Consider the following 12,334-nt stretch of genomic DNA (forward strand, 5'->3'; position numbering starts at 1 on the left):
CGGACGTGTCAACAGCTGCATCAGCGAGATCGCAGTCGCGAGTTCGGCGTCGGCAATATAGCCGGACGCCGCCAGCGCTTGCGCGATCTCTTCGCGGGTTTTCATTTTCCGGTTTCCGTCATTCCGGGGCGATACGAAGCATCGAACCCGGAATCTCGAGATTCCGGGTCTGGTCCTCCGGACCATCCCGGAATGACGATGAGTGACATTACGCGAACACTCCCAGCTCCTTCGCCGTCCGCCAGTTACGCCAGTAGTCGTGCGGCATCTGGATGTGGGTGCTTCCCAGGAACGAAAACGCGTCATTGACGGCGTTGGAGAATGCCGGCACTCCCCCGACATTCGGGCTTTCGCCGACACCCTTGGCGCCGATCGGATGATGCGGCGACGGGGTGACGGTGAAATCGGTTTCCCAGTGCGGGGTCTCGACCGCGGTCGGCATGAAGAAATCCATGAACGAGCCGGTGACGACATTGCCCTCGTCGTCGTAGCGGATCTCCTGGCCCATCGCGATCGCGAAGGCTTCGGTCAGCCCGCCATGGACCTGGCCCTCGATGATCATCGGGTTGATGCGGGTGCCGCAATCGTCGAGCGCATAGAAGCGCCTGATCCGGTAGACCCCGGTATCGACGTCGATGTTCATCACGCAGATATAGGCGCCGAACGGATAGGTCATGTTGGGCGGATCGTAATAGCTCACCGCCTCCAGCCCCGGCTCCATGCCCGGCGGCACCGAATTATAGGCCGCCCAGCAGATGTCCTTCATCGACATCGTCTTCTCCGGCAGGCCCTTGACCCTGAAACCGTCGATGTCCCATTCGAGATCGCCTTCATGCACTTCGAGCTTGTAGGCGGCGATCATTTGCGCCTTGGCCTTGATCTTGCGCGCGGCCATGGCGATGGCGGCGCCCGCCACCGGCGTCGAGCGGGAGCCGTAGGTGCCGAGCCCGTAGGGCGCGGTATCGGTATTGCCCTCCTCCACCATGATGTCGTCGGCGGGAATGCCGATCTCGGTGGCGATGATCTGCGCCCAGGTGGTCTCATGACCCTGGCCCTGGCTCTTGGAGCCGACCCGGGCGATCCCGGCCCCCGTGGGATGCATGCGGATCTCGCAGGAATCGAACATCGCGATTCCCAGGATGTCGCAATTCTTCGACGGGCCGGCGCCGACGATCTCGGTGAAGAACGACACGCCGAGGCCCATGATCTCGCGGGTCTCGCCGCGCTTGAAGGCGGCACGCTGCGCCGCCTGCTCCTTGCGCAGGCCGGCGTAGTCGACCGATTCCATCATCTTCTTCATGGCGGTATGGTAGTCGCCGGAATCATATTCCCAGCCCAGCGCCGAGTGATACGGAAACTGCTCGGGCTTTATGAAATTCTTCAGCCGAAGTTCGGCCGGATCCATTCCAAGCTTCTGTGCGAGGATGTCCATGCCACGCTCGATGCAATAGGCCGCCTCCGTCACCCGGAACGAGCAGCGATAGGCGACGCCGCCCGGCGCCTTGTTGGTGTAGATGCCGTCGACCGCCACATGCGCGGTCGGGAAGTCGTAGGACCCCGTGACGATGTTGAAGAAGCCGGCCGGCCATTTCGACGGATCGGCGCAGGCGTCGAAGGCGCCGTGATCGGCCAGCACATGGACACGCAGGCCGGTGACCTTGCCCTCTTTGGTCGCGGCGATCTCGGTGGTCATGTGGTAGTCGCGCGCGAATGAGGTCGCTGTCAGGTTCTCGATGCGATCCTCGACCCATTTCACCGGCTTGCCGGTGACGATCGAGGCCACCGCGGCGCAGATATAGCCGGGATAGGCGCCGACCTTGTTGCCGAAGCCGCCGCCGATGTCGGGCGAGATCACGTGGATCTTGTGTTCCGGAATCTTCGCGATCAGCGCCACCACGGTGCGGATCACATGCGGCGCCTGGAAGGTGCCCCAGATCGATAGCTCGCCCCTGATCTTGTCGAACGAGCAGACGCACTGGCAGGTTTCCAGCGGCGACGGATGGGTGCGGTGATAGGAAATCATCTCCTTGATCTTGACCTCGGCCTTGTTGAAGGCGGCGTCGGTGAGGTCCTTGTCGCCGATGGTCCATTCGAAGACGTGGTTGTGATGCTTGCGCGGTCCGTGCGCGCCCGAGGTCTTGCCGGCGAGGTCCTCGCGCAGCACCGGCGCGTCGGCGTCCATCGCCTTGAACGGATCGATCACGACCGGCAGCGGCTCGTATTCCACCACCACCTTGTTGATGCCGTCATCGGCGGCATAGCGGTCGGTGGCGACGACGAAGGCGACTTCCTGGTTCTGGAACAACACCTTGCCGTCGGCCAGTACCATCTGGACGTCGCCGGCGAGCGTCGGCATCCAGGCCAGGTTGACGGTCTTCAGCGTCTCGGCGGTGATGACGGCCAGCACGCCCGGCACCTTCAGCGCCTCCTCGCTGTTGATCGACTTGACCCGCGCATGGGCATGCGGCGACCGGACGAAGTCGCCATGCAGCATGCCCGGCAGTTTCAGGTCATCGACATAATTGCCCTTGCCCTGGGTGAAGCGGATGTCCTCGACCCGCTTGCGCTTGCAGCCCATGCCTTCGAGCTTGGCTTCGCGTTGTTCCCGCGTGGGAGTCATGTCGTTCATTCCGCAGCCTCCTGGAACTGGACGCCATTGATCTTGGCGGCGGCGTACTGGATCGCCTTGACGATGTTCTGGTAACCGGTGCATCGGCAGAAATTCCCCGAGATGCCCATCCGGATTTCCTCTTCCGACGGCGACGGGTTTTCCTTGAGCAGCCGTTGCGCGCGCAAGATCATGCCGGGGGTGCAGAAGCCGCATTGCAGCCCGTGCATCATGCGGAATCCTTCCTGCAGCGCCGACAGCGACCCGTCGGCATTGGCGACGCCCTCGATCGTGGTGATGTCGGAACCCTGGGCCTGCACCGCGAACATGGTGCAGCTCTTCACCGACATGCCGTCGATATCGATGGTGCAGGCGCCGCAGTGGGTGGTCTCGCAGCCGATATGGGTGCCGGTGAGGAGCAGATTCTCGCGAATGAAATGCACCAGCAAGGTGCGCGGCTCGACCAGGCCTTCGACCTCGGCGCCGTTCACCTTCATGGTCACATGGGTTTTTGCCATTGGTTGATCCCCTTTTAACTTGCGCGCGCGGCGGCGCGTTGAAGTGCCCGCGTCACCATGATGCCGCCGACATGCTTGCGGTATTCCACCGGCCCGCGGGCGTCCGCGGCCGGCGACATGATCGCCACTGCCGCGGCTGCGGCCTTCTTCAGCGTCGCCGCGTCGAGGCTGGTTCCGATCACCGCGTTGGCCGCATCGGTGGCGAGCAGCGGTGTCTCGTGCAGGTTGGTCAGCCCGATCGCGCAGGTCGCGACCTTGCCGCCGGCCATCGTCAGCACCACCGCCGCCGCCGCGGTGGCATAGTCGCCGACCTTGCGCTTGAGCTTTTCGTAGGCGTAGCCGTGAGCGGCCGCCACCGCCGGTATGGAAATCGAGGTCAGGATTTCGCCGGGTTCGAGCGCGGTAAAATAGGCGCCCTGATAGAACTCCGAAGCGGCGATGTCGCGCCCGCCGCCCGGCCCTTCGAGCCGGTAGACCGCGCCCAGCACCAGCATCAGCGCCGGCATGTCGTTGCCGGGATCGCCGTTGGCGACATTGCCGCCGAGCGTGCCGCGGTAGCGCACCTGCGGATCGGCGATCAACAGCGCGGTCTCGTGCAGGATCGGCAGCGAGGTCTTGATCACGTCCGAGGCCAGCAACTCGTGCTGGGTGGTCATGGCCCCGATCACGATCTTGTTGCCGTCGCGGCGGATGCCCTTCAGCCCGGCGATGCCATGCAGGTCGACCAGATGCTCGGGGGTGGCGAGCCGGAGCTTCATCATCGGCACCAGGCTGTGGCCGCCGGCCAGTGGCCGGGCTTCGTCGCCCAGCTTCGAGAGCAATTTGACCGCATCGGCCACGCTCGCGGGCCGGTGATAGCTGAATGGGCCAGGAATCATGGTTGCCTCCTCCATTCGTCCTTTTGATCTCGGACGTTGATGGCAGGCTGTTCCCGGAATTATTTTGCAGCAATCGCGAGGGCACGGGGAGGCGAAATTCGCACGAAATGCGGAAAGAGGCGCACGAAATGCGTCAGCGACCAAGACCTAACCCGGCCCTAGGCATGCCGCTTTGCCAACCCGAGCCGCGCCTTGACCTCGGCGATCTTGGCCCGGCTCACCGGCACCCGGTGCGGCGACGGGCCGTCGAGTTCGATCACGGCGCCATCGCCTTCCTTGCGGACGAAAGTGACATGCGGGATCGCCACGATGTGGCTGCGGTGCACCCGGACGAACAGGCCGGGATCGAGCTGGGCTTCGGCTTCCGAGATCGACCACGGGCACATCCGCTCGCGGGTACCGTCATGCACCCTTGTGTAATGCGCGTCGGCCCGCACGCTGCGCACCTCGGCGGAATCGATGAAATGGGTGCCGTTGGCGCCCTCGACCGGAAGCCGGGCGGCGGGGGCGGCACGGGGCGGCTGGCCAAGGCCGCCGAGCGGCGCCGGCATCAGCCGGGGCGACGGCATCGCCGGTTCGCGCAACGCCGGTTGCGGATCGGCGATCGCCGCTGGCGGCGCCGGATCGACCGCGATGGCGACCGTCACGGGTTGCCGGCGCGGATCCGGCACCAGCGACAGCAGGAAGCCGGCGGCGATGACGAAACACAGCACGGCGACGATCACCGCGAGCAGTTGCGGCGATGCCGCCAGCCCGCCGGCATGACGATGCGCCGTCTCCGACAGCGCGACGAAATGCATGCCGTGCATCGCGGTGTAATGCATGCCCGATACCGCGACGCCGAACGCGATCGAACTTGCGATCAGGCGGACGCCGTCCTGCCGCGCCAGGAAGGCGCGCAGGCCGCCATAGGCGGTGACGATCGCGATTCCGATCGACAGCAGGATCATCGGGGTGTCGTGCGCGATTGCAAAATTGCCGGTCAGCCCGTGGATGCCGACATAATGCATGCTGGCGATGCCGGCGCCGAGCAGCGCCGCGGCCCAGACCACGCGCCGCAGCGACGGTTCGCCGATGCTGACGAAGAAAAGGGATATGCCGACCACCAGCGCGCAGATCAGGAACGAGATGATGGTGGGAAGCACGAGATAGACGGTGTCGGCCGGGATCGGCGCCGCCAGCATGCCGACGAAATGCATGGTCCAGATGCCGACCGCGAGGAAGCTGGCGGCGCCGGCCAGCAGCAGCCGACGGCTGACGCCCGGCGTCCCGCGGATGCGCGCCGCGAGGCCGAAGCCGGTGTAGCCGCCCAGGATCGCGATCACCACCGAGAGCGCGACGAGATACGGATCGTGTCCTTCAAACATCATCATTCGGCCGCCCGTCGCCGCGGGCGTGCCCTCCTCCCGCCGCCGAGCTTACCCGCGCAGCGGGAGGAATGACAATCAATCCCTCCGGAGTTCGTGTCCCGGAGGCGGAGCAGCGTCCGGGACGCGAAGCTACGCAATCCCTGCCGCGACCTGGCCGCGCAGCCGTTCCAGGCTGAGCAGCGTATTGGCGCAGGCTTCCGCGACCTCGACGCCCTTGAGCGCAAAATGCCGGCGGAAGAAATCGAGATGCGCGGCGCTCTCGTGGAACTGCTGCGGCGTCAGCACCGCCGAGAAGATCGGCACCTCGGTGCGCAGCTGCACATCCATCAATGCCTTGATCACGGTGTCGGCGACGAATTCATGGCGGTAGATGCCGCCATCGACCACCAGCCCGGCCGCGACGATGGCGGTATAGCGCCGCGTCTTGGCGAGGATCTGCGCATGCAACGGGATTTCGAACGAGCCGGGCACCTCGAACAGATCGACATTGGTGATGTGGCGCGCTTCGATCTCCCCGAGGAAGGCGATCCGGCATTCCTCCACCACCTCGCGGTGCCAGGACGATTGCACGAAGGCCACCCGCTGCGGCTTCTGGAACCGCGGATGCGACGGCGCAGGCGGATCGATGGTTTCGGGAGATTCGACTTCAGGAGATTCGACTTGGGGTTCTTGCAACATCTGATTCATGGCTTTCCTCTTTCAGGACCAGAATCAGGGCATACGGAACGAGCAGCCGCGCGGAATGCGGCTGTCGCGACCGTTCTCTTTCATCCGGACTTTAACCGTCGGCTTCGGAATCGCACCGAATCTGCTGACCCTTCTTCTCCGGAGATTCCGGCAAAGGAGGCGCTCGCGGGCTTGGGCTGCGTCACCCTTACCGCCGGTGGGGACTTTCACCCCGCCCTGAGAACATCGGCCGCCCGGTATGAGCGGCCTTGCGGGAACTATGGCGAATGGCCGGGACGCCAGCAAGCGGCTTCCGCATGGAAAAACTGCATGCTCCCCATGTCCGCAGAGCCTGACGCCAGCTTCACCTTCTTTCTAACCACCTGAAAACGATTCGTTATTCGCCATCAAGCGCCATTCGACAGCTGCATTCCGTGCGCCGGACTCGCCCGGCGCGAATCCGATTCCGGTTTGTTCCAAAGGTTAATGACCGTGTCCGAGATCAGCTGTGGATGATCTCCGCTTTGCCTGTGGACGGAGTCCGCGTGCAGTTGCGGAGATTCTGCAAATCACATCACTTGATCCAGGCAAGCTTGGGAAAACCACAACGGGGATCCAGGGGTTTGCATCCGGCAGCGACGCGTTATGTCAGCGAGTGCCTGCTGCGTGCGTATCAACCATCGTATCTTTCGAAATCAAGGTAAGGTCGAGACGGCATGTCCCTGCTCGAAGGCATCATCGATTCCCGGAACAACCCGCTCGCGGTTGTCGAAGACATCGCCGCCGACAACAACTGGTCGTTTGAGCGATCGGGCGAAGACGAGGTCACCATCGTCTCCAAGGGAGACTGGACCGACTATCAGCTGTCCTTCACCTGGATGGGCGAGATCGAGGCGCTGCATCTGGCCTGCGCCTTCGACATGAAGATTCCGACCGCCCGCCGGGGCGAGGTGCAGCGGCTGATCGCCGCCATCAACGAGCAATTATGGGTCGGGCATTTCGACATCTGGACCCATACCGGCATGATCATGTACCGGCAGGCGCTGGTGCTGCCGGGCGGGCTCACCGCCTCCACCGCGCAATGCGAGAGCATGCTGGTCGGCGCCATCCACGCCTGCGAACGCTATTTTCCCGCCTTCCAGTTCGTGGTCTGGGCCGGCAAGAACGCCGCGGAAGCCATGAGCGCGGCGATGTTCGACACGCAGGGTGAGGCTTGAAGACTCTAACGCAGACGCTGCAACATATTCACTGTCGTCCCGGCCTCCGAGCCGGGATCCATACGCCGTGACGTCCGCGTTCGGGTAAAATGCTTGTCGCGCGTCCCTCGCCTCATTAGAACCACCTGTGGTTATGGGTCCCTGCGTTCGCAGGGACGACATGGGAATTTGCCGTGGCAGCTTCGAACCCAGCTAACGCATTGAAAAACATCACCGGCACCATCGTGCTCGCCGGCGCCGGCAAGATGGGTGGCGCGATGTTGACGGGGTGGCTGGCGGGCGGGCTCGATCCCAGTCGGGTCGCGGTGGTCGAGCCGCATCCGTCCGCCGACATCAGCGCGCTGGCAGCGAAAGGCATCCGGCTCAATCCCGCACCGAAAGACATCGGCGACGTCGCGACACTGGTGGTGGCCGTCAAGCCGCAGACATTCCCCGAGGCCGGGCCGGCGCTGACACCATTCGTCAGTGCTTCCACGCTGGTGGTCTCAATCATGGCGGGCATCCCGATCGCCGCGCTCGAAAAGGTCTGCGGCGGCAGCGTGGTGCGCTCCATGCCCAACACGCCCGCCGCGATCGGGCGCGGCATCACGGTGGCGGTGGCGTCGAACAAGGTCAGCGCCGCGCAGCGCGCGGTCGCGGACGCGCTGCTGCGCGCCATCGGAACGGTCGAGTGGGTCGATGACGAGAGTTTGATGGACGCGGTGACCGCGGTGTCCGGCTCCGGCCCCGCCTATATCTTCCTGCTCGCCGAGGAACTGGCGCGCGCCGGCGTCGAGGCCGGCCTGCCCGCCGAACTCGCCACCAGGCTGGCGCGTGAAACCGTCTCAGGCTCCGGCGAATTGCTGCATCGCTCGGAAGATTCCTCCGCGACGCTGCGCAAGAACGTCACCTCGCCAGGCGGCACCACCGCGGCTGCGCTGGAAGTGCTGATGGGCGACGGCGGCCTGCAGCCGCTGATGATCCGCGCGGTCGCCGCGGCGACGAAGCGGTCGAAGGAACTGGCGAAGTAACACTCTTCGTCTACTTCCCCATCCGCTTGTTGAAACTCGCGAGGTTGACCAGGCCGCGGGCGTGGCGGCCGTCACCGATCTTGCGCTCGCCGTCAAATGCCTCGACCTCGAAACGGATCACGCGGCGCTCCACCGCGATCACCTTCGCCGTGGTCCGCACCGTGGCGCCGACCGGGGTGGCGGCGAGATGGCGGATATCGACCTCGGTGCCGACTGTGACCCAGCCCGGCTGCAGATGGCCACGGATGGCGTCGCCCGACGCCAGCTCCATTTCCAGGATCATCATCGGCGTCGCATAGACCATCGGCATGCCCGCGACGAAGTGCCCGACGGTGCGCTCCGCCGGCACCACGAGGGTGCGCTCGGCGCTCATGCCGACCTTGATGATGTCGCGTGCATCCATGGGGATATCCGGGAAAGATGAAAGCGTCGTCCCGGCGAACGCCGGGACCCACACCGCGTGATGCCGCGTTGAAGCAGGAAGGCTGACGACCTTCCAAAACAACTGGCGCCCGGGATTATGGGTCCCCGCGTTCGCGGTGACGACGATAGAGCTACTTCTTCGCAGCCGCCGCGCGTTCCACGAACGTCTTGCCGCCCTTCATCTTGTGAGCCAGCGGCGCTTCGTTGATCTGGATCACGACGGCGTCGGCGTCGACGCCGAGGTTCTTCACCAGCGCCTGGGTGATGTCGCGCATCATGCCGGCCTTCTGTTCGTCGGTGCGGCCGGCGGCCATGCTCACGGTAATTTCAGGCATTTGTCACTCCCTTTGTTTTTGCTACTTCACCACAACACGACCCTCTTTCCGAGGCACCGCGCATCCTGCACCGCCGTCATCGACCGCGAAGGCGGCATGACGACCTCAATCTATCCCCACTTCACCTCATGCCGCGCCAGCACTTCGCGCACAGCTTCGACAAGCCTGCCCTCATCGACCTCGTATTGCGCCGCGGTCTGCTTCTTCAGATATTCCTCGCGATCCCTGATTTCGCTCAGGCCCGCGCCGAGGATCAGATCCTTGATCTGGATCCTGCCATTGGCCTTTTCGTCCGAGCCCTGGATGATCACGCACGGCGAATTGCGCCTGTCGGCATATTTGAGCTGATTGCCCATGTTCCTGGGGTTGCCGAGATACAGCTCGGCGCGGATGTTGGCGTTGCGCAGGGCCGCGACCATTTTCTGATAGTCGGCGATGCGGTCGCGGTCGAACACGGTGACCACGACGGGACCGGACTCCGGCGTGATGTCGAGCTTGCCGAGCATGGTGAGGGCGGCCTGCAGCCGCGACACGCCGATCGAGAAACCGGTCGCCGGCACCGGCTCGCCGCGAAAGCGCGAGACCAGACCGTCATAACGCCCGCCGCCGCCGACCGAGCCGAACCGCACCGGGCGGCCTTTTTCGTCCTTGGTGTCGAGGAGGAGTTCGACCTCGAAGACTGGGCCGGTGTAATACTCGAGACCGCGGACGACGGAGCGGTCGATCTTGATCCGGTCAGCGCCATAACCAGCAGTGGCAACGAGACGCTCTATTTCCTTTAACTCTGAATATCCTTGCTCGAGAATCGTTGGATTGATCTCCGGCGCGTTCGTAGCGACATTAACTTGAATTGTTGGTGGATGAATTTCGACGCCACCATCGAATTGCTTCACAACGTATCCGATTTTCTCAGACGACAATCCGGCACCCTTTGTATAGTCGCCGCTCTCGTCCTTGCGCCCTTCGCCAAGCAGTTGCTTCACGCCATCGACGCCAAGTCGATCCAGCTTATCTATCGCCCTAAGCACCGTCAGCCGGCGTCCCGCATTCTCTTCGCCGCCAAGCCCGATGCTCTCCATCACCCCATCGAGCACCTTGCGGTTATTCACCTTCACCACATACTGGCCACGCTCGATCCCCAGCGCTTCCATCGTATCTGCCGCCATCATGCACATCTCGGCATCCGCCGCAGGCGAGGCGCTGCCCACCGTATCCGCGTCGAACTGCATGAACTGGCGGAAGCGGCCGGGGCCGGGCTTCTCGTTGCGGTAGACGTAGCCCTCGCGGTAGCTGCGATAGGGTTTCGGCAGCGTGTCGAAATTTTCCGCGACGTAGCGTGCCAGCGGCGCGGTCAAATCGTAGCGCAGCGAGATCCACTGCTCGTCGTCGTCCTGGAACGAGAACACGCCCTCATTGGGCCGGTCCTGGTCGGGCAGGAATTTGCCGAGCGCGTCGGTGTATTCCATTGCCGGAGTTTCCACCGGCTCGAACCCATAGCGTTCATAAACCTCGCGGATTTTGCCGACCATCGCGCGCGTCGCCGCGATCTCGGCGGGGCGGAGATCGGCGAGGCCGCGCGGCAGGCGGGCGCGGAGTTTTTGCGGTTTCTTGGGTTTTTCGGCCATGGTCGGCGTTGGTACCAGCCGGGATGCAATGCGGCAACCGTGGCTGGCTGCGCTCCCTCTCCCGCGCTTGCGGGGGAGGGCTGGGGTGGGGGCGAGGCTGGGGCCGGTGATTGCGTTCGACGTCCGTTCAGACTGAACCGGCATGATCCCCGACAGAATGTCTCGCGGAAGCACCCCCTCCCCGGCCCTCCCCCGCAAGCGGGAGAGGGGGAAGAAAGAGCCCCGCTCAAAACACCTTCTTGATCCAGTCGTGCGGATCGGGCGCGCGGCCGTACTGGATGTCGACCAGTTTCTTGCGCATCCCCATCGCGACCGGGCCGGCGGCGCCGCCACTGATGAGAAAATCGCCGCTCGCCGAGCACACCTTGCCGATCGGCGAGATCACGGCCGCGGTGCCGCAGGCGAACGCCTCTTTCAATTTGCCGCTGGCAGCGTCGGCGCGCCACTGTTCGATCGTGTAGGCTTCCTCGCGCACGGGCATGCCGGCATCCTTCGCCAGCGTGATGATCGAATCGCGGGTGATGCCGGGCAGGATGGTGCCGAGCGGCGGCGTCAAGAGCGAACCGTCGTCGAACACGAAGAAGACGTTCATACCGCCGAGCTCCTCGACATAGCGGCGCTCGACCGCATCGAGGAACACGACCTGATCGCAACCATGCTCGATCGCCTCGGCCTGCGCGCGCAGGGACGCCGCGTAATTGCCGCCGCATTTGACGGCGCCGGTGCCGCCGATCGCGGCGCGCGTGTAATTCTCCGACACCCAGATCGACACCGGCGCGGGGCCGCCTTTGAAATACGAGCCGACCGGCGAGGCGATGACGGCGAAGATGTATTCCGCCGATGGCTTGACGCCGAGGAAGACCTCGCTCGCGATCATGAACGGCCGCAAATAGAGACTGCCCTCGCCGCCCGGGATCCAGGCACGGTCGATGCGCACAAGCTGTTCGACCGCCTCGATGAACACGGCCTCCGGCAGCGGCGCCATCGCCATGCGGTCGGCTGAACTCTGGAAGCGTTTTGCATTGGCGTCGGGGCGGAACAGGTTCACGCCGCCGTCGTCGCGCTTGTAGGCCTTCAGACCCTCGAAAATCTCCTGCGCGTAATGCAGCACGGCCAGCGCCGGATCGAGCGGGAAATTGGCGCGGGCTTCGACCCGCGCGCCATGCCAGCCCTTCGCCTGATCGTAGCGGACAATCGCCATGTGATCGGTGAAAACCCGGCCGAAGCCCGGGTCCGCGAGCCTTGCCGCGCGGTCTTTCTCCGACGTCGGATTCGCCGCAGGCTGGATCTCGAATTTCAAACTCATCCCCTTGCCCGATGTCGGAGCCGGCGCGACGTCCGGCGTCGGCCTGTCTCTGCGGGCCTGCTCGATCGAAACTGCCATGGACGTTCTCCCGGATTGACGCTGTTCTTGCGCTGACACCGCAGCGCGGTTGGTTACGCCTGGCTTTCCCCTCCCGACCCCAAGGCCGGTTGCCACGCCGGCACGTCCTTAGGACACGCTTTTGTGGAAGGCGGAAGTCCAGTATGTTTGTCGAAATGCCGCTCGACAATCGCACGGTGAACAAATCAGCAGCCTTGTTCGAACTCGGCCGCCACTTCAGGCCTTCAGAGGCCTTTTTGGAACTGTACCGCGTTCAACACGACTTAATGTTTCGTCGCGGCTGACAGTTTTGTAACATTG

12 protein-coding genes, 1 pseudogene and 1 riboswitch are annotated in these 12,334 nt (G+C 64.2%); of the genes and pseudogenes, 3 read left to right on the plus strand and 10 right to left on the minus strand.

The features are described from left to right. From Q8N40_RS15045 to Q8N40_RS15070, 6 genes and pseudogenes are all read right to left on the minus strand, one after another. A pseudogene (locus tag Q8N40_RS15045) lies at positions 1 to 105 on the minus strand (MoxR family ATPase); the annotation flags it as partial. A gap of 103 nt (positions 106 to 208) precedes the next feature. Continuing rightward, positions 209 to 2,629: an aerobic carbon-monoxide dehydrogenase large subunit gene (locus Q8N40_RS15050; protein WP_305712362.1), complete on the minus strand. Its 2,421-nt coding sequence runs from the start codon at positions 2,627 to 2,629 to the stop codon at positions 209 to 211. Next, positions 2,626 to 3,126, minus strand: coding sequence for a (2Fe-2S)-binding protein (locus Q8N40_RS15055; protein ID WP_305319498.1), 501 nt, complete (start codon positions 3,124 to 3,126; stop codon positions 2,626 to 2,628). The genes Q8N40_RS15050 and Q8N40_RS15055 overlap by 4 nt, the downstream gene beginning before the upstream one ends. Before the next feature lie 14 nt (positions 3,127 to 3,140). Then, on the minus strand, positions 3,141 to 4,004 hold the full coding sequence (locus Q8N40_RS15060) for a xanthine dehydrogenase family protein subunit M (protein ID WP_305712363.1): 864 nt from the start codon (positions 4,002 to 4,004) through the stop codon (positions 3,141 to 3,143). Between the two features lie 158 nt (positions 4,005 to 4,162). After that, positions 4,163 to 5,371: an MHYT domain-containing protein gene (locus tag Q8N40_RS15065; RefSeq protein WP_305712382.1), complete on the minus strand. Its 1,209-nt coding sequence runs from the start codon at positions 5,369 to 5,371 to the stop codon at positions 4,163 to 4,165. Between the two features lie 132 nt (positions 5,372 to 5,503). Continuing rightward, positions 5,504 to 6,061: a 6,7-dimethyl-8-ribityllumazine synthase gene (locus tag Q8N40_RS15070; protein WP_305712364.1), complete on the minus strand. Its 558-nt coding sequence runs from the start codon at positions 6,059 to 6,061 to the stop codon at positions 5,504 to 5,506. Between the two features lie 68 nt (positions 6,062 to 6,129). After that, a riboswitch (FMN riboswitch) is annotated at positions 6,130 to 6,289 on the minus strand. A 467-nt stretch (positions 6,290 to 6,756) separates the two neighbouring features. Between Q8N40_RS15070 and Q8N40_RS15075 the strand changes: the two genes are divergently transcribed. Together Q8N40_RS15075 and proC are read left to right on the plus strand one after the other, a co-directional pair. Continuing rightward, the gene (locus Q8N40_RS15075; RefSeq protein WP_305321091.1) at positions 6,757 to 7,257 is read left to right on the plus strand and encodes a YbjN domain-containing protein; all 501 of its coding nucleotides are present in this window, start codon (positions 6,757 to 6,759) and stop codon (positions 7,255 to 7,257) included. A 245-nt stretch (positions 7,258 to 7,502) separates the two neighbouring features. Continuing rightward, entirely contained in the window at positions 7,503 to 8,267 is a 765-nt protein-coding gene (gene proC, locus Q8N40_RS15080) for a pyrroline-5-carboxylate reductase (RefSeq protein ID WP_305321093.1), read from the plus strand. Between the two features lie 10 nt (positions 8,268 to 8,277). Here the strand turns inward: proC and Q8N40_RS15085 are convergent, their stop codons facing one another. From Q8N40_RS15085 to Q8N40_RS15100, 4 genes are all read right to left on the minus strand, one after another. Further along, a complete protein-coding gene (locus Q8N40_RS15085) occupies positions 8,278 to 8,670 on the minus strand; it encodes a thioesterase family protein (RefSeq protein WP_305712365.1) in 393 nt (130 codons plus the stop codon). Positions 8,671 to 8,821: 151 nt separating this feature from the next. Further along, complete coding sequence (locus Q8N40_RS15090) at positions 8,822 to 9,025, minus strand: tautomerase family protein (RefSeq protein WP_025590867.1); 204 nt, start codon at positions 9,023 to 9,025, stop codon at positions 8,822 to 8,824. Between the two features lie 110 nt (positions 9,026 to 9,135). After that, the gene (gene hisS / locus Q8N40_RS15095; RefSeq protein ID WP_305712383.1) at positions 9,136 to 10,650 is read right to left on the minus strand and encodes a histidine--tRNA ligase; all 1,515 of its coding nucleotides are present in this window, start codon (positions 10,648 to 10,650) and stop codon (positions 9,136 to 9,138) included. A gap of 226 nt (positions 10,651 to 10,876) precedes the next feature. Further along, positions 10,877 to 11,956, minus strand: a complete 1,080-nt coding sequence (locus Q8N40_RS15100; RefSeq protein WP_305712384.1) for a branched-chain amino acid aminotransferase — start codon at positions 11,954 to 11,956, stop codon at positions 10,877 to 10,879. 221 nt (positions 11,957 to 12,177) lie between these two features. On the opposite strand from Q8N40_RS15100, the gene Q8N40_RS15105 reads away from it, so the two are divergent. Then, positions 12,178 to 12,318 (plus strand): hypothetical protein, encoded by a 141-nt coding sequence (locus Q8N40_RS15105; RefSeq protein ID WP_305322422.1) that lies wholly within the window; start codon positions 12,178 to 12,180, stop codon positions 12,316 to 12,318. Positions 12,319 to 12,334 lie beyond the last annotated feature (16 nt).

Origin of the sequence: Bradyrhizobium sp., from assembly GCF_030693485.1 — a bacterium.
Lineage (GTDB): Bacteria > Pseudomonadota > Alphaproteobacteria > Rhizobiales > Xanthobacteraceae > Bradyrhizobium.

What these genes read in the sequence shown, in the direction of transcription:
- Q8N40_RS15090 (WP_025590867.1), bottom strand. Translation starts at nt 9,025, where the DNA reads ATGCCTGAAATTACCGTGAGCATGGCCGCCGGCCGCACCGACGAACAG.
- Q8N40_RS15055 (WP_305319498.1), bottom strand. Translation starts at nt 3,126, where the DNA reads ATGGCAAAAACCCATGTGACCATGAAGGTGAACGGCGCCGAGGTCGAA.
- Q8N40_RS15105 (WP_305322422.1), top strand. Translation starts at nt 12,178, where the DNA reads ATGTTTGTCGAAATGCCGCTCGACAATCGCACGGTGAACAAATCAGCA.
- Q8N40_RS15050 (WP_305712362.1), bottom strand. Translation starts at nt 2,629, where the DNA reads ATGAACGACATGACTCCCACGCGGGAACAACGCGAAGCCAAGCTCGAA.
- Q8N40_RS15070 (WP_305712364.1), bottom strand. Translation starts at nt 6,061, where the DNA reads ATGAATCAGATGTTGCAAGAACCCCAAGTCGAATCTCCTGAAGTCGAA.
- Q8N40_RS15085 (WP_305712365.1), bottom strand. Translation starts at nt 8,670, where the DNA reads ATGGATGCACGCGACATCATCAAGGTCGGCATGAGCGCCGAGCGCACC.
- Q8N40_RS15075 (WP_305321091.1), top strand. Translation starts at nt 6,757, where the DNA reads ATGTCCCTGCTCGAAGGCATCATCGATTCCCGGAACAACCCGCTCGCG.
- Q8N40_RS15100 (WP_305712384.1), bottom strand. Translation starts at nt 11,956, where the DNA reads ATGAGTTTGAAATTCGAGATCCAGCCTGCGGCGAATCCGACGTCGGAG.
- proC (WP_305321093.1), top strand. Translation starts at nt 7,503, where the DNA reads ATGGGTGGCGCGATGTTGACGGGGTGGCTGGCGGGCGGGCTCGATCCC.
- Q8N40_RS15060 (WP_305712363.1), bottom strand. Translation starts at nt 4,004, where the DNA reads ATGATTCCTGGCCCATTCAGCTATCACCGGCCCGCGAGCGTGGCCGAT.
- hisS (WP_305712383.1), bottom strand. Translation starts at nt 10,650, where the DNA reads ATGGCCGAAAAACCCAAGAAACCGCAAAAACTCCGCGCCCGCCTGCCG.
- Q8N40_RS15065 (WP_305712382.1), bottom strand. Translation starts at nt 5,371, where the DNA reads ATGTTTGAAGGACACGATCCGTATCTCGTCGCGCTCTCGGTGGTGATC.